This window comes from Nocardia sp. 852002-20019_SCH5090214, assembly GCF_001665865.1.
Classification (GTDB): domain Bacteria; phylum Actinomycetota; class Actinomycetes; order Mycobacteriales; family Mycobacteriaceae; genus Nocardia; species Nocardia nova.
The window spans coordinates 114,010-138,489 of record NZ_LZMK01000368.1; the positions used below are offsets into that span (position 1 = coordinate 114,010).

Below are 24,480 nucleotides of genomic sequence, written 5' to 3' on the forward strand. Positions count from 1 at the left end.
CCGAGCCGCCGGCGGTGGAGATATCGTGCGACGCGGCGCCCGGAGTTTCGCCGGAGCCGTTCGGGACCGAAGCGTCCGCGGCTGAACCCGTCTCCGGGGCAGCCGGTTTCGCTGAGGCCGGAGGAGATGCCGGTGCCGGTTTCAGCTGACGATCCGGCCCCGTGGTGTCGTCTCGGTCCGGTGGAATGTCCGGTCGATTCGGTTCCGAATGGGCGTCGGCGCACAGCGGACGATCGTGACCGGCGGAGTCCGCCGGTTCCGGTGATCGCGTGCGGTCGGGGGTGGATTCTTCGGGCACGGCCGGTCCTCCTGAGGGTGTGGGGTATCGGCCCGGGACCGAATCGGTCTGCCGGGCTGTGAGTTTCGGGCTGTCAGTGGTGGTGCGGCGCGGTGGCCGGGAGTATCACGCGGATCCGTGAGCCGGGTTCGGCGACCGCGATGGAGCCGTGGTGCAGGTCGACCACCCAGCGGGCGATGGCGAGACCGAGTCCGGTGCCGCCGCCGTCGGTGCTGCCGCCGCGGGTGAAGCGGTCGAAGATGCGCTCGCGTTGCGCGGGAGGAATGCCGGGCCCGTCGTCCTCGACATCGATGACCAGGTGCTCGCCCGCGATGTGGGCGAGCAGGCGGACTTCGCCGCCGGCGGGGCCGTGCCGGGCGGCGTTGTCCAGCAGGTTCAGCAACACCTGGTGCAGGCGGGCGCGGTCGGCGTACACGGTGGCGGTGGCGGGATCGATCGTGCTGCGGAAGTGGATACCGCGGCCCAGCGCCGCGGTCATGACCTCCGCCTCGGCGGTCACCGTCGCGAAAGTCGGTGCGATATCGAATTGTTCGCGGTCGAGCGGGATCGCTCCGGCCTCGATGCTGGACAGATCGAGAAGCTCGGAGACGAGGCGCCCGAGCCGTTCGGTCTGTGCCAGTGCGGTTTCCAGTGTTTTCGGATCGGGCTCGGATACGCCGTCCACGAGGTTCTCCAGGACCGCGTGCAAGGCGGTGATCGGGGTGCGCAACTCGTGCGAGACATTGGCGATCAGTTCGCGGCGCTGCCGGTCGGCGGCGGCGAGGTCGGTCGCCATCCGATTGAACGCGTCGGCCAGTTGTCCCACCTCGTCGCGGGAGGACGCGCGCACCCGGCTGGTGTAGTCGCCGTGTGCCATGCGTTGCGCGGCGGCGGTCATCTCCCGGAGCGGCGTGGTGATGCCGTGCGCCAGGAATTGGGACGACACCAGGGCGATGAGCATCGCGGTCAGTGTGGTCATCGGCGGCAGCCAGCCGATCCGTTGACTGAACCAGGCGAAGGCGAGCCCACCCGAGAAGGTCATCAGGACGGCCAGTTTGAGTTTGATGGATCGGATTCGATCCAGCGGCCGCGGTAGCCGATCCGACAGCTGCGTCACCAGGCTCGCGGCCCGGAGATCGGCACGCTCGCCGGCGTCGAGGTCGGCGCGCGCGCTCATCGGGTCTCCAGGGCATAGCCGACGCCGTGGACGGTGCGGATCAGGTCGGCGCCGAGTTTGCGTCGCAACGCCTTGATGTGACTGTCGACGGCCCGGGTACCGGCCGCATCCGCCCAGTCCCAGACCTCTTCGAGGAGCCGCTCCCGGGCGAGCACCGCGCGGGGACGCCGGGCGAGACGGGCCAGCAGATCGAATTCCAGCGGAGTGAGCTGGGCTTCTACCCCGCCGCGCCAGACCCTGCGCTGATCGCTGTCGATGCGCAGATCGCCGACCACGGTGACCGCCCCGCGCTGATCACCGGCGCGTTCGACCCGCCGCAGCAGAGCATGCACGCGCGCTGTGAGCACCCGCAGCGAGAACGGTTTGGTCAGATAGTCGTCCGCGCCCACCCCGAGTCCGATCAGCTGGTCGGTTTCGTCCGTCCGCGCGGTGAGCATCAGCACCGGTATCGAGCGCTCGGCCTGGATCCGCCGGCACACCTCCAGCCCGTCGTAGCCGGGCAACATCACGTCGAGGACGACCAGGTCCGGCTCGAACGTCTCGGCGGCCGCCACCGCCGCGGGACCGTCCGGAGCCGTGGTGACCCTGAACCCTTCGGCCCGCAGCCGAGCCGCCACCGAGTCCGCGATCGTGGACTCGTCGTCCACGACCAGGATCCGCCGCGCTGTCGTGGCCTCCACCGGTGGGTTCTGTTCCATGCTCGGGGAGCCTAGCGAGCTCGTGTGGAGAGAACCGGTATCAGTTGTGGAGATTCTGTGTGGTCGGCGATGCCGAGGGGCGTCAGTCGCGCCGGCTTACGTACGTCAGTAACTCGTTGTGCAGCAATCCGTTCGAGGCCGCCGCATTCCCGCTGAGCGGGTTCGGGTTGCCGTCGAAGCCGGTGAAGGTGCCGCCGGCCTCGGTGACGATGATCGCGTTGGCGGCCATATCGCCCGGCGACAGGCGGGGATCGGCGCAGATGTCGATCGCGCCCTCGGCGAGCATCATGTACGACCAGAATTCGCCGTAGGCCCGGGTGCGCCACGCGTCGCGGGACAGGGTGAGGAAGCTGTCCAGGCGGCCGTCGTCCGCCCAGACGGTGACGGTGGAGTAGGCGAACGAGGCGTCGGTCAGGTTCGAAACGCCGGAAACTCGCAGCCGCGACGCCGAGGTCAAGCTGCGCCCGGTGAAGGCGCCGTGGTCCTTCGCGGCCCACCAGCGGCGGGCGAGTGCGGGCGCGGAGACGACGCCGACGATGGGGCGATATCCGCCTTCGGCAACCTCCAGTAGGGAGATCTGCGTGGCCCACACCGGCACACCGCGCACATAGTTCTCGAGTCCGGTGATGGCGTCGACCACCCAGCAGCGCGGACCGCCGCCCTCCAGTCCGTCACCCGCGCCCAGGACCGCATCGCGCGGGCGGGATCGGCGCAGCTGGCCCCGGACGAGCTTCTCCACGGCGTTCTCGGCGTCGCTCACCGTGGCCATATCCGGTCTCGCCCGGACCGCGAGGTCGAGGCCCTTGAACCGGTCCATATTCACCGCGTCGGCGGAATCGGCGAGAACATGGGCGAACCGGAGATCGTCGTCGAGGTGGTCGTGCACCACTGCAAGCTATCCGCAGCCGATGAACACTGCCACCGCCTCGGGTCGGCTCAGGCCGAACCAGGCGTGCAAACCTCGGGGCATTGCGCGGTTCTCCGCATTATTCGTCGAGGTTTGCACGATCTGTTCGGCCGCGGGCACCGCAAGCGCTGGCGAACGGCGCCGGCCGAAGACACTCACAGCTGCGCGAGCCGCGGAGCGGTGCCGCGCGTGCGCACCCAGACGCCCGCTTCGCGCGTCAGTTCCGCTGCGCTGCCGAGCAATCCGTCGAGGACCAACGCCCGGCGGACGTGCCGGTGAAAGTCGTGTTCGGCGGTGAACCCGATACCGCCCAGGACCTGCTGGCAGTGGCGGGCGGCGATCCGCGCGGCATGGCCGGCGGCGGCCTTGGCCAGCAGCGCGCCGAGATCGGTGTCGGCGGTGGCGAGGGTGGCCTCGGCGCCCTCGATGGCTACCAGGGTTTCGGCCAGGCGGTGCCGGACGGCCTGGTGGGCGGCCAGTGGGCGGCCGAACTGGACCCGGTCGAGGGCGTGGCGGCGCGCGAGATTCAGCATCGCGCGGCTCGTTCCCGCCAGCCACCAGGAGAGCGCGCGGCGGCCCTCGGCCAGCGGAAGCGTCTCGCCGGCGGAAACTCGGCGCAGCGGTAGCTCGGGGTCGAGCATCGGCGGTGCGGAAAAGTGTTGTGCAGCAATCGAATCAGGACCACTGCGCACGGCGCCGGAGTCGCGGTCGGCACCCGTGGCCGACCGGCCTGTCGGGTCCATCGCATCGGGCCGGGAACCGCCCGGCGTGCCGCCGACGATCGGATCGGCCTCGGGATCGACCGCGGTCCGGCTGGGCGCAGCCGGAGCGGATGGAGCTACGCCGGTTCGCTCCCACATGATCCAGCGCCCACCGGTAAAGGGAAGCGCGACCCGGGCAGGCAGGTCGCGGCCGGCGGCGTGCGCGATGACGTCGTTGAGAACGGGAGCATGGGCGCCGGTCTCACCGAGCAGCCGGAATACCAGAGGTATCGCCACTTCCGGAGTTTCGATCAGCAGGTCGAGCCATCCGAAGTCGAGGAGCGCGTGATCCAGCGCGTCACCCGTGCTGCCGGTCATGGTGGCGCGCAGGCTGTCGGTCAGCAGTGCGATCTCATCGGCGTCCATGGTCATCCGTTCGAAACTCGTTGCGGTGCGGTGCGCCCGGGGCCGCTGTTCTGTGGCGGCAGGACCGGGACAGGCCTTCGCGGCTTATAGCGAGTTGGGTCCGCACGCGGCAACAACGCGCGGCAGATGAACACCTGCGTCTCATTCCCGCCCCAAATCGAGCAGGCGGCGCGCGATGATATTGCGCTGGATCTCGGCGGTCCCGCCGTAGATCGTGGCCGCCCGAGAATACAGATATTCGGTACGCCATTCCTCGTCGTCGAATTCGACTGCGCCCGGGAGCATGTCGCGCGCGGTGTCGAACAGCTGCTGTTCTGCGGTGGCCAGCAGCACCTTGTCGATCGAGGTCTCCGGACCGAGCCGCTGTCCGTCCGCCAGCCGCCGCTGCGTGGCGTACGAGCGGCAGCGCACGGTGTGCAGCGCGAGATAGGCAGCGCCCAGGGCGGCGTCGTCGCGCAGGTCCGTGTCCGCGATCAGCGCGTCCAATCGCGTGAACAGGTAGGCGATCCGGTGCCAGAAGCAGGTGGACCGCTCGTGCGGCAGCAGATCCATCGCCACCCGCCAGCCGTCCCCGGGCTTGCCCAGCATGCGATCGCCGGGCACGACGACGTCGTCGAAATACACCTCGGCGAATTCGTCGACGCCGTGCATGGTCCGCAGTGGGCGCACGGTGATCCCGGGGGAGTCCATATCGACGAAGAACGCGGTGATGCCCTCGTGGCCCGGCGCGGTGCGGGTCAGCAGGACACAGCGGGCGGAGTACTGGGCCAAGCTGGTCCAGACCTTCTGGCCGCTGATGATCCACTTGCCGCCGTCGGCAACGGCTTTGGTGCTCAGGGACGCCAAATCGCTACCGGAACCCGGTTCGGAGAACCCCTGGCACCACTGTTCGCGCCCCGACAGCAGCGCGGGCACCATCGCGGCGGCCAGTTCCGGCCGGGCGTAGGAGATCATCGTGGGCGCCAGCACTTCCACCATCGAGTAGATGCCGGGTTCGGCCAGGCCGCGGGTGGCGACTTCCTCACCGAGTACCGCTCGCAGCACCGCGGGCCCGCCGAGCCCGCCGACCTGTTCGGGCCAGCCGTGGCGCATCCAGCCGGCGTCGAAGAGGGCGCGCCGCACCCGGGCCAGCTGGGCCACCTGGCCGTCGAGACTGCGATCCGGGCCCGGCGTGAGATCGTGGTCCGCCAGCCATCGCCGCAGATCGTCCCGAAACGTCGCGATATCCGTGGTACCCATCTCTGCGATTCCCTCGATCACTGTGTGCGAACGTCACTTTCGGGCCGGGGCCGCTCACACGGCAGGGCGGTCGAATGCGTGCGGGATACCGGAATCGTGGTCGCCGCTGCGCCGGATGAAGGTCATTCTGCGGGTTTTGATCCGCCAGCCGTCGTCGGTGCGGACATAGGTGTCGCTGTAGTAGCCGATCCGCATGTCGTGGGTGGAGTGCTCGACGAAGCACAACGTCTGCGTGCCGGAGGCGTCGTCGCCGTCGAGTTCGAGCACCGGTGTGCCGGTCAGGAACAGGCCCTTGGGCGCGGCCGCCACGAGCTCCGGGAACACGTCGAGGTTATAGGTGTCGCCGAAGGCACTGTAGGTGCCGTCGGGGGCGAAAACGCTCAACAGCCCCTCGATATCGCCCTTCGTGATGGTGACCGCGTAGCGCGCCAGCAGCTGCTGGATATCGAGCAGATCGTCATTTCTGGACATACACTTTTCCGCCTTTCATCACGAATCGCACATCCTGGGTCACGGTGATGTCGTCCACGGGATTGCCCGGCACACCGATGATGTCGGCCAGCAGGCCGGGCGCGATCCGGCCGCGGTCGTCGGCGTCGATGAGTTCGGCGGCGTTGATCGTGCCGGCGCGCAACACGTCGATCGGTGCCAGTCCGCGTTCGACCAGTGCCACGAGCTCGTCGGCGTTGCGGCCGTGCGGGATGGCGGGCGCGTCGGTGCCGACTGCGATGCGCACCCCGGCGTCGTAGGCGGCCTTGACCGAGAGGCGCGCCTTCGGGAACATCTCCGCGGCCTTGGCCTGCAGCGCAGGATCCGCCTTGGAGACGTCCATGGCGTCGGCCAGGCGGGTGGTCGGCACCAGCCAGGTGCGGGCGGCGACCATCTGCGCGATGGTTTCGTCGTCGATCAGGAAACCGTGTTCGATGCAGTCGATTCCGGCGGCGATGGCGTGCCGGACCGCCTCCGCGCCGTGCGTGTGCGCGGCCACCTTGAGTCCGCGCCGATGCGCCTCGTCCACGATCGCGCGCAGTTCCTCGTCCGAATAGTGTTGTGCGCCAGGTGCTCCGGTGAGCGACATGACGCCACCGGAAACGCAGATCTTGATCAGCTGGGCGCCGTACTTGATCTGGTAGCGCACGGCCCTGCGCACCTCGTCCACGCCGTTGGCGATGCCCTCCTCGATGGTGAGGTGCAGGACGTCGGGCATGAACGCGGAGAACATGGTCGGATCCAGATGGCCGCCGGTGGGGGTGATGGCGTGCCCGGCCGGCACGATCCGCGGACCGTCCACCCACCCCTTGTCGATCGCCCTACCCAGCGCCACATCCAGCAGATAGCCACCGGTTTTGACGAACAGGCCCAGGTTGCGCACCGTGGTGAACCCCGCGCGCAGGGTGCGGCGGGCGTTACCCACCGCCCGCAGCACCCGGGTGGCCGGATCGTCGGTGACGCTGGAGGCCAGCCCGGATTCCCCGCGCCCGCCCATGAGCAGGTTGACTTCCATATCCATCAGACCGGGCAGGAGCACCAGATCGCCGAGATCGACGACCTCGCCCTCGGGTTCGCCGCCCACGCCGACGATGCGGTCGCCTGCCACCCGGACCACGCCGGGGCGGATGATCTCACCGGAATCGATGTCGAGGACACCGGCGGCCTTCAGCGTCAGCATCGGCTTACACCACCGTTTCGCGCACGAGATTCAGATAGGCCGCACCCGAATCGGGCACCCGCGGCTGCTTCCACACCTCGACCGGGAACGACACCATGATCAGCGACTGCATCAGATGTGTCAGATACCGTGCGTCGTCGGGCATTTCGTCGAGCGGGAACTGGTCCAGATAGTCGAGCGCCTCCTCGAGCCGGGGGAACGCGGCGTCGTAGAACGCTTGCATCTGCGCCATATCGGAGGCGAGCCGTTTGCGATAGCGTTCGGGCTCGGTGTCGATGATCCAGTCGGAGAACTTCTCCAGTTCGGCGAATTCCCCGGGCAGTTTCTTCGTCTCAGACGTTGGCATCGCGGTACTCCTGAACTTTGCGCTGCGCGACATGATGCAGATGCCGCAGCAGGACTTCCTGGTCGTTGAGCGGGAATTCCTTGACGACACTGGTTTCCAGCATCGTCTGGGTGGCCTCCAAGGTGTTGGCGTCCTGCAACGCGTATTCCTTGAACGTCACGCCGGTCAATTCCTGGCGCAGCCGTTCGCGGGCGTTCTTGGGGGGTGTGAAATACAGGTTCGCCTCGAAGATGTGCGTGCGCACCGAGGTCGGCCACCAGTTGTAGGTGAGGAACCAGCCCGGCGCCCACACCAGGATCGCGAAATTGGGGAACACATCGAATTCGTCCACGCCCCAGGCGCGATGGCCGGACGGATTGATCCCGGGGGGCATGGGATCCAGCCCCTCGATATCGGGCCGGTCCCACGGTCCGAACAGGCCCGAGCGGAGCACCCGCTCGATCGGCTTGACCATGTCGAGGTCTTTCGGCGGGGCCATGCCGCCCCACGAGGACACCATGGAATGGGGGGTGTCGATCTGGTAGTGCAGGGCCTCGAAGCCGACGTCGGCCAATTTGTCGGCCTCGTCCTTCACCGCCTGCTTCATATGCAGGATCGGCGCGTGATAGAACTCGGCGAACGCGTCGATGAACAGTTTCCAGTTGCTGCCCACCTCGGCCTTGTAGCTGTAGACCTCGGTGAATTCGTGGAAGGGAAATCCCTCCAGCCCCTTCACCATCGGGCCGAGGTAATCCTGCAGCGGCGGGGCGTCGGGGTCGACATTGACGAAGATGAACCCCTCCCACACCTCGCAGCGCACGTCGGCGAGGCCGTAGTCGGCCTTGTCCATGCCGAAGAATTCCTTCTCCTGCTGAACGAAGGTGCACGTACCGTCGAGGTTGTAGCGCCAGGCGTGGTACTTGCAGGTGAACTGCCGGCAGGTGCCGGAGGTCTCCTCGTTCGGGAAGTCGTCCCACACGAGTTTGTTGCCGCGGTGGCGGCAGATGTTGTGGAAGGCCCGGATCACGTCGTCGGTGCCGCGGACGATGATCAGCGAGGTGCCGATGCAGGCCAGTTCCTTGGTGAAGTAGCTGCCCTTGCGCGGCAGCAGCACATCGCGGCCGACGCACAGCCAGCTCTTGCGGAAGATGGCGTTGCGCTCGTCCTCGTAGAACTGCGGGTCGATCGAATCGGTGTAGTCGACGGTGCCGGTCCCCAGTTCGGGATAGTTCTCGGTCCAGCTTCCGGCGGCTGGTTTGCTGAAGTGCGGCAAGGGATTACCTCTCGTGATCGGGCTGGATGCCGAAGGTGTTGAAGGCCATCGCGACCATGGCGTAGCCGCCGACGGTGAAGACCAGATCCATGCGCTGGCGTTCGTCGAGGTAGTCGCTCAACGCGGCCCAGGTGGTGTCCGACAGCTGCGACTTCTCGTCGAGTTCGTCGACCGCCGCGAGCAGCAGCCGATCGAACTCGCCGGCGAGCCGTCCGTCGCGGATCCCGTCGATGTCGGCGTCGGACAGGCCGGTGGAATCGGCCATCGCGACATGGTGGGCCCACTCGTAGGCGCACTGACGGCGGTGCGCGATGCGCAGGATCGCGATCTCGCGCACGCGTGGCGGCAAGGTGGATCGGAACAGCAGGTAGACGCCGAAGCCGAGATACGCCTCGGCCAGGTCCGGATGTCTGGCAAGAGCCGACATCGCGGGTCCGGCGCCGTCGGGGTTGCGCCGAGCGCGTGGCAGCAGAGCGGCCAGGGCACCGCGGGTCCGATCGTCCCATTGGTCGGCCGGCAGGGGCGGCAGGCGCATCCTCTCCTCCTCTCATTCAGGAGAATGACATTCTCCTCAATGGATCAATAGATTTTCACGTGAGGGGCCGACTCGTCAATGTTCGGCACGAAGTGCGGGAAACTCCCTGCTCAGAAGTGGTCCGCGCGAGGTGTGCGGAGCGTCGGACGGTCGCTGCTGTCGGCGGCGCGGCCTGTTCGTTAGAGCGGCGGGCTGCGAGCGGGAGTCGATCCCGGCGCAGAAGTAGAAGGTTGATTCTCCAAATATGAGAAGATAGTTTTCTAGTCGCACAGTCCAGGAAGAGGAGTCGAGAGCATGGCAGCCCTGCGTCCCGGTGAACAGCTCGCCAGCACCGTCTGCGGCACCAAGGTGGTGGTGGTGCGCGCGCCCGCCGATGCCAGTCCCGTATTGACCTGCGGCGGAAGCCCTCTGGTTCCGGCCGCGAGCGCGCCACCGGCCGCACCCGCCGCGGGAGAACCGGTGACACTGATCGGCAAGCGTTACGTCGACGCGGCCGATTCGGTCGAATTGCTGTGTACCAGTTCGGGTTCCGGTGAACTGCGCTGCGACGGAACCCCGATGACGATCAAGGCGGCCAAGGCCCTGCCGGCCTCGGACTGAGGGGTGCGGTGACCGGAGAGCAGGAGTACGCATGTCCGCCGGAATGACATTCGAACCGACCGAGGATCAGCAGCTGATCCGCTCGGCGGTAGCCGAACTGTGCCGAAAATTCGACGACCGCTACTGGATGCGCAAGGACCAGGACCACGAATTCCCCACGGAGTTCTACCAGGCGATCGCCGCCGGCGGCTGGCTCGGCATCACCATCCCCGAGGAGTACGGCGGCCACGGCCTGGGACTGACCGAGGCGACCATCCTCGCCGAGGAGGTCGCCCGCTCGGGCGGCGGAATGAACGCCGCCACCGCGATTCATCTCTCGATCTTCGGTATGCAGCCGGTGGTCCGCCACGGCTCCGAGGAGCTCAAGCGGCGGACGCTGCCCCGGGTGGCGGCCGGAGACCTGCACGTCTGCTTCGGAGTCACCGAGCCGGGGGCGGGCCTGGACACCAGCCGGATCACGACCTTCGCCCGCCGCGACGGCGACCACTACATCGTCAACGGCCGCAAGGTGTGGATCTCCAAGGCGCTGGAATCGGAGAAGATCCTGCTGCTGACCCGGACCACCGCCTACGACGAGGTGAGGCGCAAAACCGACGGGATGACCCTGTTCCTCACCGATATCGACCGCGCCCACATCGATATCCGCCCGATCGCCAAGATGGGTCGCAACGCCGTCTCCTCCAACGAGGTGTTCATCGACGATCTGCGGGTTCCGGTCGAGGATCGCGTGGGCGAGGAGGGCGAAGGTTTTCGGTATCTGCTCGACGGGCTGAATCCGGAGCGAATGCTCATCGCCGCCGAGGCGCTCGGCATCGGCCGCGTCGCGCTGGACCGGGCGGTCAAATACGCCGGCGAGCGCGTGGTCTTCGACCGGCCGATCGGCATGAATCAGGGCATCCAGTTCCCGCTCGCCGATTCGCTGGCCCATCTGGATGCCGCGGAACTGGTGCTGCGCAAGGCGACCTGGCTCTACGACAACGGTAAACCCTGTGGCCGCGAGGCGAATACGGCCAAATATCTGTGTGCCGACGCCGGCTTCACCGCCGCCGACCGTGCCATGCAGACCCACGGCGGGATGGGATATGCCGAGGAGTACCACGTGGCCCGCTACTTCCGCGAGGCGCGCGTCATGCGCATCGCCCCCGTCAGCCAGGAAATGATCTTGAACTACCTGGGTTCGCACACATTGGGATTGCCGAGGAGCTACTGATGCCGGCACGAGGACTTTTCGATCTGACCGGCCGCGCGGCCATGGTCACCGGCGCCGCGGGCGGCATCGGATCGGCGGTGGCGCAGGCGCTGGCCACCGCCGGCGCCGCGGTACTGGTCACCGATATCGACGCCGCCGCCGCGGCGGCGGTCGCCGACAAGATCGTCGGCGCCGGGGGGCGGGCGGCGAGTTGCGCGCTGGACGTATCCGACCGCGGCGCCGCCGATTCCGCGGCCGAGCAGGGTGCGGCGCTGGCCGGCGGCACACTGCACATCGTGGTCAACAACGCCGGTGTCACGGCGCCCGCGATGTTCGGCGCCACCACCGTGGATTCGATGCGCCGCCTCTACGACATCCACGCGCTGGGCACCTTCAACTGCGCGCAGGCGGCGCTGCCGTATCTGCCCACCGACGGCACCGGGCGCATCATCAATGTCACCTCCTCGGCCGGGTTGACCGGAACCCTGGGGCAGGTGAACTATTCGGCCGCCAAGGCCGCGATCGTGGGCATCACCAAATCGCTGGCTCGCGAGCTGGCCCGCAAGAACATCCTGGTGAACGCGCTGGCCCCGCTGGCGGCCACGCCGATGACGACCACCATCCGCACCGACGAGAAATTCGCCGCGCAGATGCTGAACCGAATTCCGTTGCGGCGCTGGGCCGAACCGGACGAGGTGGCCGGAGCGTTCGTCTTCCTGGCCTCCGACGCCGCCTCCTTCGTCACCGGGCAGGTGCTGCCGGTGGACGGCGGCATGGTGATGTGATGATCATCGATCCGCAGGCGGCGGGCCCGCTCGCCGGGGTCACGGTGGTGGCGCTGGAACAGGCGGTGTCCGCGCCGATGTGCACGCGCACCCTCGCCGATTTCGGGGCGCGGGTGATCAAGGTGGAGAACCCGGACGGCGGTGACTTCGCCCGCTACTACGACGACGTGGTCGAGGGCCAGGCCGCGCATTTCGTGTGGGTCAACCGCGGCAAGGAATCGGTGACCCTCGACCTGAAATCGCCTGCGGGCGTGAAACTCCTGCATCGCCTGCTGGAGCGCGCCGACGTGCTGGTCGCCAATCTGGCACCCGGAGCCCTGGACCGGCTGGGATTGTCCCCGGCGGAGGTGGAGAGCCGGCACCCGGATCTGATCTCGCTGACAATCGACGGATTCGGCGCGGGCGGGCCGCTGTCGCACAAGCGCGCCTACGACCTGCTGGTCCAGGCCGAGGCCGGGGTGTGTGCGGTGACCGGCACGGCCGGCGCGCCCGCCAAACCCGGTCCGCCGGTGGCGGATGTGACCACGGGCCTGTACGCGGCCCTGTCGATCGTGGCCTCGCTGTGCGGGCGGCTGCGGCGCGGGCCGGGCCCGGGCACGGCGATATCGGTGAGCCTGTTCGACACCATGGCCGAGATGATGGGCTATCACCTCACCTACGCCCGGCACAGCGGAATCGACCAGCAGCCGCTCGGCATGAGTTCACCGGCGGTGGCGCCGTACGGCGCCTACCCGACGGCCGACGGGCAGACCGTGGTGCTGGGCACGACGAACGACCGGGAATGGCAGCGGCTGGCCCGCGACATCCTCGAACGCCCGGATCTCGCCGCCGACGACCGCTTCCGCACCAATCCCGGCCGGGTCGCCCATCGCGCCGAGCTCGACGAGGTGATCGGAAGCTGGTGTGCGCGACACGATCTGGCCGACATCCAAGCGTCCGCCGACGCCGCCGGAATCGGCAACGCGCGCTACAACCGGCCCAGCGAGGTCCTGGCCCACCCGCAACTGTCCGAACGCGACCGCTGGCGCGGTATCGACACCCCGAACGGGCCGATCCCGTCCCTGCTGCCCCCGGCCGTGATCGAGGGCTACCAGCCGCCGATGGGCGCGGTGCCGGGCCTGGGGGAGCACACCGATGCGGTGCTGGCCGAAATCGGCTGCAGCGCAGACGAGATCGCTCGATGGCGGGCGGCCGGCGTGGTCGGCTCCCGCGACGCGGGGGTGGCTGCCGCTCATGTGCGCTGACACGATCGCCGACCGAAACGCCGGGTCCGCGCGTTCGACGCCGCGCACATCGTCGTGCCCGCGTCATGCCGGTGGCGGTGGGCGTGGCCGCCGCCCGGAACGGGAGCACCGTCATGGTCTCGCATGACCCGGTCCTGCACTGCGCCGATCACGCGGGTGTGCGGACGCTGACCTTGAATCGGCCGCATCGCAAGAACGCGATCGACGCCGAACTGTGGGCGGCGCTGCAGGACGTGCTGCGCGCCACCGCCACAGACCTGGACGTGCGCGTGGTGGTTCTCACCGGCACGGGTGGTGAATTCTGTTCCGGCGCCGATATTTCCACGCCCGACAACACCCATCCGACCTATCGGATGCGGGCGCTGACCGAGGTGGCGCTCGCATTGCACGAACTACCCATGCCGACCGTGGCGAAGGTGCGCGGCGTGGCCGTCGGTGCCGGGTGGAATCTCGCCCTCGGCTGCGACTTCGTCGTGGCGACCCCGCGGGCCCGGTTCTCCCAGATCTTCGCCCCGCGCGGGCTGTCCCCGGATCTCGGCGGCACCTGGCTGCTGCCCAAGATCGCCGGACTGCAACAGGCGAAAAGGCTTGCGCTGCTGGGCGAGACGATCGACGGCGAACAGGCGCGCGAACTGAACCTCGTGACGTGGCTGTGCGAGGACGCCGAACTCGACGGTTTCGTCGACGACCTGGCGGCACGGCTGGCGGCGGGGCCGCCGGTGGCGCTGGCCCAGACCAAGGCCCTGCTCAACGAGGGCGCCGACCGCAGTCTGCGGGAGGCGCTGGCCGGGGAGGCGCGGGCGCAGGGGATCAATTTCGCCACCGCCGACGCACCGGAGGCGTTCGCGGCCTTCGCCGAGAAACGCCCGCCCCGGTTCACCGGCCGCTGGACGGTCACCAGACCGCCGATCCGCCGTGCGGATCGGCCCGACGACGAAGGTCGAACAGATGCGTGAGGTAGTCATCGCCGCGGCGGTCCGCACCCCGATCGGCAAACGCAACGGCGCCTTGGCCGATATCCACCCCGCGGACCTGTCCGCGCTGGTGCTGACCGCATTGGCCGAGCGCACCGGTCTGGATCCGGCGCTCGTCGACGACGTGATCTGGGGATGCGTCTCGCAGGTCGGCGACCAGTCGTCGAATATCGGCCGCTATGCGGTCCTGGCCGCGGGCTGGCCGGAAGCGGTTCCCGGCACCACGATCAACCGCGCATGCGGATCCAGCCAGCAGGCAGTCGATTTCGCGGCCGCCGTGGTCGGCTCGGGACAGCAGGACCTGGTGATCGCCGGCGGTGTGGAAGTGATGAGCCGGGTGCCGCTGGGCTCGGCCCGCGCCACCGGGATGCCGTACGGGCCGAAAGCCCGTGCGCGCTATCACGATTTCTCCTTCGACCAGGGGATCTCGGCCGAACTCATCGCCGAGAGGTGGGGCTTGTCCCGTACCCGCCTCGACGACTACGCCGCGCGCTCGCACGAACTGGCGGCCGCGGCCGTCGACCGCGGGGCCTTCGACGACCAGATCGTCGACGTGCCCGCCGGTTCGGCCACGGTCGGCGCCGACGAGGGCATTCGCCGCGGCACCTCCGCCGATACGCTGGCCCGGCTGAAGCCGGCCTTTCGCGCGGACGGGGTGGTCCACGCCGGCAACTCGTCGCAGATCTCCGACGGCGCGGCCGCGGTGCTGATCACCACCCCGGACAAGGCCCGAGACCTGGGCCTGACACCGCTGGTCCGCTATCGCGGCGGCGCGGTGACCGGCGCGGATCCGGTGCTGATGCTCACCGGCCCGATCCCGGCGACGGAGAAGGTGCTGCGCCGGTGCGGGCTGTCGCTCGCCGAGATCGGCGTGTTCGAAGTGAACGAGGCGTTCGCGCCGGTGCCGCTGGCCTGGCTGGCCGAAACCGGCGCCGACCTCGTCCGGACGAATCAGCTGGGCGGGGCCATCGCGCTCGGCCATCCACTCGGCGCCTCGGGCGCGGTATTGCTGACCCGCATGATCCATCACATGCGCGACAACGGGATTCGCTACGGCCTGCAAACCATGTGCGAGGGCGGCGGCACCGCCAACGCCACCGTCGTCGAACTGCTGAACTGATCGGAGGACCGGCGTGCGCCGAGAACTGTTCACCGCCGACCATGAATCGTTTCGGGCACTGGCCCGCGAATTCATCGACAAGCATGTGGTCGAGAACTACCCGGACTGGGAACGCGCCGGCCGGATGCCGCGTGAAATCTTCACGCGGCTGGGCGAATCGGGCCTGCTCGGCATCGCGATTCCCGAGGAGTACGGGGGAGCGGGGCTGCGCGACTACCGCTACAACGTGGTGCTGCAGGAGGAGGCGGCGCGGGCGCTGGTCACGCTGTCGACCGTGCGCACCCAGTTGGACGTGATCCTGCCGTACTTCCTCGACTACGCCGACGCGGCCCAGCGCGAGCGCTGGTTTCCCGGCCTGGCGTCGGGCCGGCTGCTGACCGCCATCGCCATGACCGAACCCGGCACCGGATCCGATCTGGCCGGGGTGCGGACCACCGCCGTCCGCGACGGTGACCACTACGTTCTCAGCGGAGCCAAGACGTTCATCACCGGTGGGCTGCTGGCCGATCTGGTGATCGTGGTGTGCCGGACCTCGACCGATCCGGACAACCGCCGGCACGGGCTGACGCTGCTGGTCGTGGAGGACGGCATGCCCGGCTTCTCGCGTGGCCGGGTGCTGGAGAAGATGGGCTGCAAGGTGCAGGACACCGTCGAGCTCTCCTTCGACGAGGTGCGGGTGCCGGTGGCGAACCGGCTCGGTGCGGAGGGCGCGGCATTCGGCTACCTCGGCCACAATCTGCCTCAGGAGCGGCTGACGGTCGCGGTCGGATCGGTGGCGCAATCGCGCGCCGCGCTCACCGCCACCGTCGACTATGTGAAGCAGCGCAAGGCATTCGGCACGCCGGTCGCCTCGTTCCAGAATACGAAGTTCGAACTGGCGGCCATGTCCGCCGAGATCGAGGCGGCCCAGACCATGCTGGACCGGGCGGTGGCCGACCTGGTCGACGGGGAACTGTCCGGGGCCGACGCCGCGCGCGTGAAGCTGTTCTGCACCGAGATGCAGGCCCGGGTGGTCGATCGCTGCCTGCAGCTGTTCGGTGGCTACGGCTACATGATGGAATATCCGATCGCGCGGCTCTACACCGATGCCCGGGTGGCCCGCATCTACGCCGGAACCAGTGAGGTGATGAAGACGATCATCGCCAAATCACTGGCGTTGTAGGCGCTTTCGGCGCACGAACACCCGGCCGCGATGCGTCGGCGGCCGGGTGCTGTGACGGCGTCAGTCCCCTTCGGGGGTATCGGTGTAGCGCTGCAGATAGAGCTGTTCGCCCAGCGTGCTCAGCAGTTCGAGTTCGGTTTCGAGGTAGTCGACGTGACTTTCCTCGTCCTCGAGGATCGACTCGAAGATGCGGGCGGAGGTGACGTCACCGCGCGAGCGCATCAGCTCGATACCGCCGCGCAGCCGGGTCACGGCCTCCATCTCGATCTCGAGGTCGGCGCGCAGCTGTTCCGGGACGGTCTGGCCGATCCGCAGCGGGTTGAGCTTCTGGTAGTTCGGCAGACCTTCGAGGAACAGGATCCGATCGGTGAGGACTTCGGCGTGCTTCATCTCATCGAACGATTCGTGGCGCGTGTGCTTGGCCAGCTTGGGGTAGCCCCAGTTCTCCTGCATCTTGGCGTGCAGGAAGTACTGATTGATCGCCGTGAGTTCGGCCGTCAACTGCTCGTTGAGCAGCGCGATGATTTCCTTGTCGCCTTCCATGATGTGTGATCGTGGCACAGATCACAGATCAGGGGAATGAGCGGGGTGCGTGTCGGTGTCAGGCAGCGGTCGACTCTGCCGGTGCGTCGGTGCGCGCCCGGCCTATCGCCTCGGCCAATCGGGCGGTGCACGAGCCGCAACCCGGCTTCCAGCCACAGGCCTTCTTGACTTGTCTGGTCGAACAGGCGCCGGCGGCGACGCAGGTGTGCACGTCCGCTTCGGAGACGGCATTGCAGATGCAGATGTACACGGTCGGCCTCGGATGCTCTGACGACAATTGCAGGGTCTTTTCGAGAGGTAAGCCTCGCCTAAACAGGTAACCCTTGCCTAAGGTAGCACCCGGGTAGCGGGGGTTGTCAATGGGTCGGCGCGCGCGTCGCGGCCATGCTCCGGGCCGGGGACGTGCTTACCGCGCGACCGGCTGCTCTCGCTGCGCCCTCGGCTGCCGGAAGGTCCTGCGATAGGCGATCGGCGCGACGCCGAGCTGAGTGCGCAGGTGGTGGCGCAGCGAGGCGGCGGTGCCCATACCGGCGGCCCGCGCGACCTCGTCGACGGTGAGTGCCGTGGTCTCCAGGAGATGGCGCGCGTGGCGCATCCGCTGGTGCAGGATCCAGGCGCCGGGTGCCGTGCCGGTCTCGGCCTTGAAGCGGCGGGTGAACGTGCGCACGCTCATCCGGGCGTGTGCGGCGAGGGTGGTGAGGTCCAGATCGTCGCTCAGTCGCGCGAGCGCCCATTCCCGGGTGGCGGCGGTGCTTTCCGCGCCCGGATCGGGGACCTGCTGTTCGATGAACTGAGACTGCCCGCCTTCACGCCACGGCGGCACCACGCAGTGGCGGGCGGCCCGGTTCGCGGCCGCGCTGCCGTGGTCGGAGCGCACCAGATGCAGGCACAGATCCACCCCGGCCGCCAGACCCGCTGCGGTGCAGACATTTCCGTCCTCGACGAACAGCAGATCCTCGTCGAGCCGCACGGCGGGAAACAGGGTGCGAAAGTCCGCCGCGTATTTCCAGTGGGTGGTGGCACGGCGGCCGTCGAGGATGCCCGCCGCGCCCAGCACGAACGCGCCGGTGCAGATCGAGACGATGCGCGCATCGGACCGGATCGATGCCAGCGCATCCGTCACCGCGGGCGGCAGGACGCCGTCGCGGCGCGGGCCCGGCATGGTCGTACCCGGCACGATCACGGTGTCGGCGTGGGCCAGCAGGTCGGCGCCGTACGCCGGCGTGACGGCGTAGCCGTTGGTGGACGGGATCGGGGACCGGTCCAGCCCGCAGATCCGCACGTCGTAGAGCGAGGAGCCGTCGTCGTCGGTCGCCGCGCCCAGCACGGTCGGCGGAATCGTCATATCGAAGCCGACGATGGGCGCCAGGGCCAGGACTGCCACCAGATGTGGATCGGGCACGGTCGTCTCCTCGTCGCGGCGCAGGAATGGCTGAATCTTTACGCATTATGGCATTCAGGCCACTCGTCGGCGACCGCGCGATTCGGCACGCTCGCTCGGTGACCGAAATTCGCCTCACCGACCACATCCCTTCGCGGCCACCGGAGCAGCCCACGCCCCGATTCGCGCGTCGTCCGCATCCCGCGTGGATTGTCGCCGCCGTCGGCTTCGTCGCCCTGCTGGGCGCGGCCGCGTTCCGCTCGGTGCCCAGCGTGCTGATGGATCCGCTGCACGAGGAATTCGGCTGGTCGCACGGCACCATCGGCGCCGCGGTCTCGGTGAATATGCTGCTGTACGGGGTGATTTCGCCGTTCGCGGCCGCGCTGATGGACCGATTCGGCATTCGGCTGGTGGTGGCGTGCGCGTTGCTCCTCGTCGCCGCGGGCAGCGGGCTCACGGTCTTCATGACCCAGCCGTGGCAGTTGATGGCGACGTGGGGGCTGCTGGTCGGCGTCGGCGTGGGATCGATGTCGATGCCGTTCGTGGCCACCATCACCGGACGCTGGTTCGTCCGGCACCGCGGCCTGGTCACCGGTGTGCTCACCGCGGCCGGCGCCACCGGACAGCTGGTGTTCCTGCCGCTCGTCTCGATGCTGGCCCGCGACCACGGCTGGCGGGCCCCGGCGCTGGTCGTCGCCGCGACCGCCCTGGCCGTGGTGCCGCTGGTGGTGCTGTTCATCCGTGACTTCCCCGGCGATATCGGACGTACCGCCTACGGCGCCGGCCCCGGCAGCGACGCGGGCCTGCGCACCGCGGCGGCCGGTGGGGCCGCGCGGGCGCTGACCGTCCTGGCCGCGATCGTGCGCCGGCCCGTATTCTGGCTGCTGGCAGGGGGTTTCGCGATCTGTGGCGCCTCCACCAATGGATTGATCGGCACCCATTTCGTCAGTGCCGCACACGATCACGGCATGCCGCCCACCACCGCGGCCGGACTGCTGGCCACCGTCGGCATCTTCGACGTCGCGGGAACGATCGCCTCGGGCTGGCTCACCGACCGCATCGGCTCGCGGTACCTGCTGACGATGTATTACGCGCTGCGCGGCCTGTCGTTGCTGATTCTGCCGATCCTGTTCGCTCCCGATGTGCGGCCGAGCATGTGGGTGTTCGTCATCTTCTACGGTCTGGACTGGATCGCGACGGTGCCGCCGACGGTCGCGCTGTGCCGCGAACACTTCGGCGCCGACGGGCCGATCGCCTTCGGCTGGGTGTTCGCCTCACATCAGATCGGCGCCGCGATCGCCGCTTCCGGGGCCGGCGTCATCCGCGACGTGCAGGGCAGCTACCAGCCGGCCTGGTTCATCGCCGGAGGTCTGTGCGCGGTGGCGGCGGCGATGTCGCTGAGCATTCGCCAACCGCGTCCGCGAGAGGCGCTGGCGCAGTAGAGTTTCAATCCCGGCTCCACCGTTCCCGATGAGGGAGGTCGTGCAGTGCCCGTGGTTTCCGTGCCGTTCCGGCCCCGGCTGATCGCCGGGGCGTTGGCCGGCGTCGCAGTTCTGTTCGTCGCCTGCGGGTGCGGATCGTCGTCGAAACCGGCGCCCGCGAGCACCTCGTCCGCCGCGGCGACCACCTCGCCGGCCCCCGCCGTCCATCCCCTCGACGAGCCCACGCTGCGCGGCATCGTCGAGTCGGTGGCGCGTCCGGCGTCGGTGCCGGGCGTCGTGGCGTTCGTCCGCACCGCCGCCGGCGACGTCGGCACCTCCTACGGCACCCGCACCTTCGGCGGCGGCCCGGCGGTCACCGCGGCCGACCACGTGCGCATCGGATCGCTCACCAAGACCTGGACCGGCACGGTCATCCTGCAACAGGTGCAGGAACACAAGCTGGCCCTCGACGATCCGGTCTCGAAGTACCGCACCGATGTGCCCGGCGGCGCGGCCATCACCATCGCCCAGCTGCTCGACATGCGCAGCGGCCTCTACAACTACAGCGAGACCCGGGAACTCGCCGAGGCCATGGACGCCGATCCGGGCCGGGTGTGGCAACCCGACGAACTGCTCGCCATGGCATTCGCGCACCCGCCGTATTTCCCGCCGGGACAGGGCTATCACTACTCGAATACCAACACGATCCTGCTGGGGCTGATCGCCGAGCAGCTGGACGGCAAACCGCTCGAACAGATCATGCGGGATCGGCTGTTCGGACCGCTCGGGCTGACCCAGAGCTCGTTCCCGGCGCGCACGTCGGCGGCCATACCCGACCCGCATCCGCAGGGGTACATGTACGGCACCAACGTCTTGACCATGGGATCTCCACCGGCGCTGCCGCCCGAGATGCAGGCCGAGGCCAAGGCGGGCCGGCTGCTGCCCGGTGATCGGACCGCGGACAATCCCTCCTGGGGCTGGGCCGCGGGTGCCGGGATCTCCACAGTCGGGGACCTGGCGACCTGGGCCGAGGCGCTCACCGACGGCAAGGTTCTCGACGCCGACATGCAGGGCCGGCGCATGAGCAGCCTGCAGGCGACCGATCCGGCCAACCCGCCGGAGGCGCCGCAGTACGGTCTCGCCATCGCGAAATTCGGAGCGCTGTACGGACATACGGGCGAGCTGCCCGGCTTCAACACCTTCGCCGGATCCGATCCGGCGCACAAGGTGACCGTGGTGGTGTGGGCGAACCTGGAACCCACGGCCGACGGCAGCGCGGCCGCCACCGAGATCGCCAAGCACATCATCGAGCACCTCTACGGAACGGGCGCCGCGACGACCACCACCGCACCCGCCACGACGACCCCGGCCACCGCCACGACGGCCGCCACGGCCCCGGGCAGGCCGGCCCCGCTGTCGCCGACCGCCACGCCCGCACCCGGCCGGTGAGTCGTCGAAACGAATGCAGCAACGTTTCGGCATCCGATACTCGGATGCGTACCGGCCCGTGCCGATGTCCAGTAGCGTCGATGTGGTTACGAATTGGCTAACGATACGGCTGGTATCCGGCACGGCCCGTGGACCCGTCGCACAGTTCGGGCAACGAAGGAGGATCGAAGTGCTGCACACCGACATCCCGACCCGCCGCGAGATCGAAACCCTCGCCGAATGGACCGGCCCCTGGTCGGTGTCGATCTACCTGCCGACCGAAGCCGCCACCGCGAATCCGGAGGCGAACCGGATCGCGTTCGGCAATCAGGTCCGGGAGGCGGTCGAGCTCGTCACCGATGTCGACAGCCGCGCGGCTATCGCCGAACAGCTCGACGATCTGGCCGAGGACGTAGATTTCTGGCGCTTCCAGTCGCACACCCTGGTCGTGCACGTATCCCCGCAGCGCATGTGGACCTTCCGGATCCCGAACCGTCTGGGTGCGGCGGTCACCGTCTCCGACCGGTTCCTGCTCAAGCCGTTGCTACGAGCTGTCACATTCCCGCAGTCCGCATTCGTCCTGGCGCTGGCCGAGGGGTCGGCGCGGCTGGTCGAGGTGACTCCGGACCGACCGGCCGAGGATGTCCGGGTTCCCGAAATGCCTACCGGCGCCGTCGATTTCGCGGGCGAGCCCATGGACGATCGCGCGCCCAAGCGGCGGTTGACCGACAGCGAGAGGAAGAAGGTGCTGGCCCGGCAGTACGCGCGTGCCGTCGACCGGGCGCTGCGTGACATTCTCTCCGGACGCGACACCCCCCTCATCCTGGCGGCGGCGGAGCCGATCGACGCGATCTACCGCTCGGTCGCCACCTACGCGGAACTGCTCGACGACGGAATTCCCGGCAACCCGGAACGCCTGTCGGATCAGGACCTGGCCGACAAGGCCCGCCACATCCTCGACGGCCACTACGCGGCGCAACTCGCCGATCTGCGTCAGCTGTTCGACAAGCGCCGGAGCGAGGCCCGGGCCACCGCCGACCTCGCCGACATCGCCCGCGCGGCCACCTTCGGCATCGTGCAGACGCTGCTGGTCGATATCGACACCGCCGTGCCCGGCACGGTCGCCCCGGATACCGGCGCGATCGAATTCGGTCCCCCCTCCGAGACCGAGATACCGGGGATCCTCGACGAGATCGCCCGCCGCGCACTGCTTTCGGGCGCACGGGTGCTGGCGGTGCGCAAGGCCGATATTCCGGACGAGGCGTCGGCCGCCGCCATCCTCCGCTACTCGATGTGACCGAATCACCTGCCCGGCAACATCTTTCGTGATGAGCATCGGCTGCCAGGGGTAGCGGTGGTGGCGTCGTCGCCGTTGGCGGGCCGTCCACTCACCGCTCGTGTGCGGGCCTAGCCGTCGGTCGCGGTCGCCGTCGCGGCGAGGGCGTCGATGGCCGTGATCAGGTGGCGGCGGCTGTCGGCGGCGAGGGTCAGGAGGTTCTCGTCGCCGAGTGCGCGGGCCCAGATCGTCGGGTCGAGGGCCTCGACGACGACGGTGTCGCAGCGCTCCCGGACGACCACCGGATGCGGCACGATCATGTCGGCCCGGTCGTCGCCGGCGAGTTCGGCCGCGAGCAGATTGCGGCGGCAGATCTCCAGGATGGTGTGGTGGGCCAGGCGCCTGGTGCGGCCGTCGTAACGCGCCGTGTTCAGGTCCACCTCGGCGAGGATGGTGAAACCGTTGGACCGCAACGCGTTCCGGGTCCGATCCAGGGCGGTGTCGAAGTCGGAGAGCACCCGGGTGACGATCGTCGGCGAGGGGGCCACGGGCAACCGGATCTCGGTGACGAGTTGACGCGGGTCGCTCACCTCGTCGGGACCGACGAGATAGACCTCGGTCGGCGGGCCGGTGACCCGATAGGCGTTGCGATCCACCCATTCGGCCAGGCTGCGGTAGGCGGCGCCGAGATCGCGGTAGCCGCCGTGGTGGCAGGCGCGCGCCACCGTCGTGCCGGGTGTGACGAGCACTTCCGCACCCGAGGCCAGACTCAATTCGGCGGCGGGCTCGACCGGCACGCGAAAGTCGACGCTCGTCGCGATCGCCGATCGTTCGGTGTCGGTGTAGGTGATCGCGGTCGGGCCGCTGGCGGTGAGGCCGGATCGTGCGACGGTCGCGAACAATTCGCGCATACCCGCGGTGATGTCCTCGCCGGGCCGATCGGCCCGGATCGCGCGAGGTAGTCGCAACAGGGCTTGTGGCGGCACTTCGCACACGTCCACCCGGTAGTCCATGGCGTCCTCTTTCTCGGTGTCTGTCTCGACAATGCCCGCGGCCACGCGCGTGCGCGAGGGACCAAGGACCTGTCCTGGCGGGACGTCCGCGCCGATTTCGCCCAGGCGGACGACCGCGGACGAAGTCGGCCTGCGGTGGCGACTTTCGGCCCTAGATCGACGGTCGGCGCGGCCGGACGATCGGAACAGGTCCGGCAGCAGGAGGCGGCGATGAGCAGTGACAACGGGACCGAGCGGACGATCGTCGCGGCGGTCGACGGATCCGGTACGGCGCTGCAGGCGGTGCGGTGGGCGGCGGCCGAAGCGGGCGTGCGCCGCTGGGGTTTGCGGATCCTGCTCTCCTCGGCCTCGGCGCCGCGGACCGGACTCAGCGCGATGGAGATCGTCGGCGGCCGGGAGTGGTTGTACTGGAACGGCGAAGGCGTGCTGTCGGAGGCCGCGGCGATGGCCCGGCATGTGGCCGACGGCGTGGACGTCACGACCGAACTGACCGCGGATCCGGTGATCGACACGCTCGTGGAGCGCTCGGCGAGCACGCCGATGATCGTGGTCGGCAGCCACGGCCGGGGCGCGGTCCGGCGCGCGCTGCTGGGTTCGGTCAGTTCGGCGGTGACGCGACAGGCTCGGTGCCCGGTCGCGGTCGTCCACCGCGAAAGCCTATTCACCGTGGGCGAGGACGCGCGACCGGTGGTGGTCGGCGTCGACGAGGAGGGGACCGCGGTCGGCTGCGCGTTCGAGGAGGCGGCGCTGCGTGGGGTCGGTCTGGAGGCCGTCCGGTGCTGCGACGACGAGGTCGGGGGATTCGTCCTGGACGGAGAACTTCAGCAGTTCCGCGCGGACGAGACGCGGGCGCTGAACCGGCAGTTGGATCCATGGCACCGCAAGTATCCGGACGTCCCGCTGGAAACCGAGGTGATGTTCGGCGGGCCCGCGCAGGTCCTGCTGGAACGAGCGCGTGACGCGCAACTGCTGGTGGTGGGCCGGCACCGCTGGACCGGCCTGGTCGGAACCGCGATGCGGTCCACCCGCGCGGCGGTCCTGCATCGCGCCCACTGCCCGACGCTCGTGGTGCCCGAGCACGTGGAGCCGGAGTAGACCCTCGGCCGCTGCGCTGCAC

25 protein-coding genes are annotated in these 24,480 nt (G+C 68.9%); 11 read left to right on the top strand and 14 right to left on the bottom strand.

Annotated elements, in window-relative coordinates:
* Window positions 1-371: 371 nt before the first annotated feature.
* From A5780_RS28980 to A5780_RS29025, 10 genes are all read right to left on the bottom strand, one after another.
* Complete coding sequence (locus A5780_RS28980) at window positions 372-1,394, bottom strand: ATP-binding protein (RefSeq protein WP_197521917.1); 1,023 nt, start codon at window positions 1,392-1,394, stop codon at window positions 372-374.
* Between the two features lie 56 nt (window positions 1,395-1,450).
* Window positions 1,451-2,152: a response regulator transcription factor gene (locus A5780_RS28985; RefSeq protein ID WP_063011766.1), complete on the bottom strand. Its 702-nt coding sequence runs from the start codon at window positions 2,150-2,152 to the stop codon at window positions 1,451-1,453.
* Window positions 2,153-2,234: 82 nt separating this feature from the next.
* Window positions 2,235-3,038: an inositol monophosphatase family protein gene (locus A5780_RS28990; RefSeq protein WP_064905455.1), complete on the bottom strand. Its 804-nt coding sequence runs from the start codon at window positions 3,036-3,038 to the stop codon at window positions 2,235-2,237.
* Between the two features lie 176 nt (window positions 3,039-3,214).
* Window positions 3,215-4,192, bottom strand: a complete 978-nt coding sequence (locus tag A5780_RS28995; protein ID WP_231983138.1) for an acyl-CoA dehydrogenase family protein — start codon at window positions 4,190-4,192, stop codon at window positions 3,215-3,217.
* A 135-nt stretch (window positions 4,193-4,327) separates the two neighbouring features.
* The gene (locus A5780_RS29000; protein WP_064910578.1) at window positions 4,328-5,425 is read right to left on the bottom strand and encodes an acyl-CoA dehydrogenase family protein; all 1,098 of its coding nucleotides are present in this window, start codon (window positions 5,423-5,425) and stop codon (window positions 4,328-4,330) included.
* A gap of 54 nt (window positions 5,426-5,479) precedes the next feature.
* Window positions 5,480-5,896 carry a nuclear transport factor 2 family protein gene (locus A5780_RS29005; protein WP_063011768.1) on the bottom strand — a complete coding sequence of 139 codons (417 nt, stop codon included), beginning with the start codon at window positions 5,894-5,896 and terminating at the stop codon, window positions 5,480-5,482.
* Window positions 5,883-7,094, bottom strand: coding sequence for an amidohydrolase family protein (locus tag A5780_RS29010; protein ID WP_063011770.1), 1,212 nt, complete (start codon window positions 7,092-7,094; stop codon window positions 5,883-5,885). The genes A5780_RS29005 and A5780_RS29010 overlap by 14 nt, the downstream gene beginning before the upstream one ends.
* 4 nt (window positions 7,095-7,098) lie before the next feature.
* Window positions 7,099-7,440, bottom strand: coding sequence for a hypothetical protein (locus A5780_RS29015; protein ID WP_063011771.1), 342 nt, complete (start codon window positions 7,438-7,440; stop codon window positions 7,099-7,101).
* On the bottom strand, window positions 7,427-8,692 hold the full coding sequence (locus A5780_RS29020; protein ID WP_030516359.1) for an aromatic ring-hydroxylating dioxygenase subunit alpha: 1,266 nt from the start codon (window positions 8,690-8,692) through the stop codon (window positions 7,427-7,429). The genes A5780_RS29015 and A5780_RS29020 overlap by 14 nt, the downstream gene beginning before the upstream one ends.
* Window positions 8,693-8,696: 4 nt before the next feature.
* On the bottom strand, window positions 8,697-9,227 hold the full coding sequence (locus A5780_RS29025; protein ID WP_063011773.1) for a carboxymuconolactone decarboxylase family protein: 531 nt from the start codon (window positions 9,225-9,227) through the stop codon (window positions 8,697-8,699).
* Between the two features lie 294 nt (window positions 9,228-9,521).
* On the opposite strand from A5780_RS29025, the gene A5780_RS29030 reads away from it, so the two are divergent.
* From A5780_RS29030 to A5780_RS29060, 7 genes are all read left to right on the top strand, one after another.
* A complete protein-coding gene (locus A5780_RS29030; RefSeq protein WP_030516361.1) occupies window positions 9,522-9,827 on the top strand; it encodes a hypothetical protein in 306 nt (101 codons plus the stop codon).
* Window positions 9,828-9,858: 31 nt separating this feature from the next.
* Window positions 9,859-11,037: an acyl-CoA dehydrogenase family protein gene (locus A5780_RS29035; RefSeq protein WP_064905386.1), complete on the top strand. Its 1,179-nt coding sequence runs from the start codon at window positions 9,859-9,861 to the stop codon at window positions 11,035-11,037.
* Window positions 11,037-11,801, top strand: a complete 765-nt coding sequence (locus A5780_RS29040; RefSeq protein ID WP_064905384.1) for an SDR family NAD(P)-dependent oxidoreductase — start codon at window positions 11,037-11,039, stop codon at window positions 11,799-11,801. The genes A5780_RS29035 and A5780_RS29040 overlap by 1 nt, the downstream gene beginning before the upstream one ends.
* Window positions 11,801-13,045: a CaiB/BaiF CoA-transferase family protein gene (locus tag A5780_RS29045; RefSeq protein ID WP_063011836.1), complete on the top strand. Its 1,245-nt coding sequence runs from the start codon at window positions 11,801-11,803 to the stop codon at window positions 13,043-13,045. The genes A5780_RS29040 and A5780_RS29045 overlap by 1 nt, the downstream gene beginning before the upstream one ends.
* A 113-nt stretch (window positions 13,046-13,158) precedes the next feature.
* Complete coding sequence (locus A5780_RS29050) at window positions 13,159-14,001, top strand: enoyl-CoA hydratase/isomerase family protein (RefSeq protein ID WP_064910580.1); 843 nt, start codon at window positions 13,159-13,161, stop codon at window positions 13,999-14,001.
* Window positions 13,994-15,139 carry a thiolase family protein gene (locus A5780_RS29055; protein WP_064910582.1) on the top strand — a complete coding sequence of 382 codons (1,146 nt, stop codon included), beginning with the start codon at window positions 13,994-13,996 and terminating at the stop codon, window positions 15,137-15,139. The genes A5780_RS29050 and A5780_RS29055 overlap by 8 nt, the downstream gene beginning before the upstream one ends.
* A gap of 13 nt (window positions 15,140-15,152) precedes the next feature.
* Window positions 15,153-16,301 (top strand): acyl-CoA dehydrogenase family protein, encoded by a 1,149-nt coding sequence (locus A5780_RS29060; RefSeq protein WP_063011838.1) that lies wholly within the window; start codon window positions 15,153-15,155, stop codon window positions 16,299-16,301.
* Window positions 16,302-16,361: 60 nt separating this feature from the next.
* Here A5780_RS29060 and bfr read toward each other — a convergent pair whose 3' ends face one another.
* The 3 genes from bfr to A5780_RS29075 form a co-directional block, all read right to left on the bottom strand.
* On the bottom strand, window positions 16,362-16,844 hold the full coding sequence (gene bfr / locus A5780_RS29065) for a bacterioferritin (RefSeq protein WP_030516368.1): 483 nt from the start codon (window positions 16,842-16,844) through the stop codon (window positions 16,362-16,364).
* 58 nt (window positions 16,845-16,902) lie between these two features.
* Window positions 16,903-17,094, bottom strand: coding sequence for a bacterioferritin-associated ferredoxin (locus A5780_RS39530; RefSeq protein WP_063011840.1), 192 nt, complete (start codon window positions 17,092-17,094; stop codon window positions 16,903-16,905).
* Between the two features lie 156 nt (window positions 17,095-17,250).
* Window positions 17,251-18,246 carry a GlxA family transcriptional regulator gene (locus tag A5780_RS29075; protein ID WP_064905375.1) on the bottom strand — a complete coding sequence of 332 codons (996 nt, stop codon included), beginning with the start codon at window positions 18,244-18,246 and terminating at the stop codon, window positions 17,251-17,253.
* Window positions 18,247-18,353: 107 nt separating this feature from the next.
* Here A5780_RS29075 and A5780_RS29080 point away from each other — a divergent pair, with 107 nt between their 5' ends.
* The 3 genes from A5780_RS29080 to A5780_RS29090 all read left to right on the top strand — a co-directional run bounded on the left by A5780_RS29080 (window position 18,354) and on the right by A5780_RS29090 (window position 22,371).
* Window positions 18,354-19,667 (top strand): MFS transporter, encoded by a 1,314-nt coding sequence (locus A5780_RS29080; RefSeq protein ID WP_369829560.1) that lies wholly within the window; start codon window positions 18,354-18,356, stop codon window positions 19,665-19,667.
* A 45-nt stretch (window positions 19,668-19,712) separates the two neighbouring features.
* Window positions 19,713-21,095 carry a serine hydrolase gene (locus tag A5780_RS29085; RefSeq protein WP_064905373.1) on the top strand — a complete coding sequence of 461 codons (1,383 nt, stop codon included), beginning with the start codon at window positions 19,713-19,715 and terminating at the stop codon, window positions 21,093-21,095.
* A 169-nt stretch (window positions 21,096-21,264) separates the two neighbouring features.
* A complete protein-coding gene (locus A5780_RS29090) occupies window positions 21,265-22,371 on the top strand; it encodes a hypothetical protein (protein ID WP_063018409.1) in 1,107 nt (368 codons plus the stop codon).
* A 110-nt stretch (window positions 22,372-22,481) separates the two neighbouring features.
* Here A5780_RS29090 and A5780_RS29095 read toward each other — a convergent pair whose 3' ends face one another.
* Complete coding sequence (locus A5780_RS29095) at window positions 22,482-23,363, bottom strand: GyrI-like domain-containing protein (protein WP_064905371.1); 882 nt, start codon at window positions 23,361-23,363, stop codon at window positions 22,482-22,484.
* 210 nt (window positions 23,364-23,573) lie between these two features.
* Between A5780_RS29095 and A5780_RS29100 the strand changes: the two genes are divergently transcribed.
* Window positions 23,574-24,458, top strand: a complete 885-nt coding sequence (locus A5780_RS29100) for a universal stress protein (protein ID WP_064905369.1) — start codon at window positions 23,574-23,576, stop codon at window positions 24,456-24,458.
* Window positions 24,459-24,480: the final 22 nt, after the last annotated feature.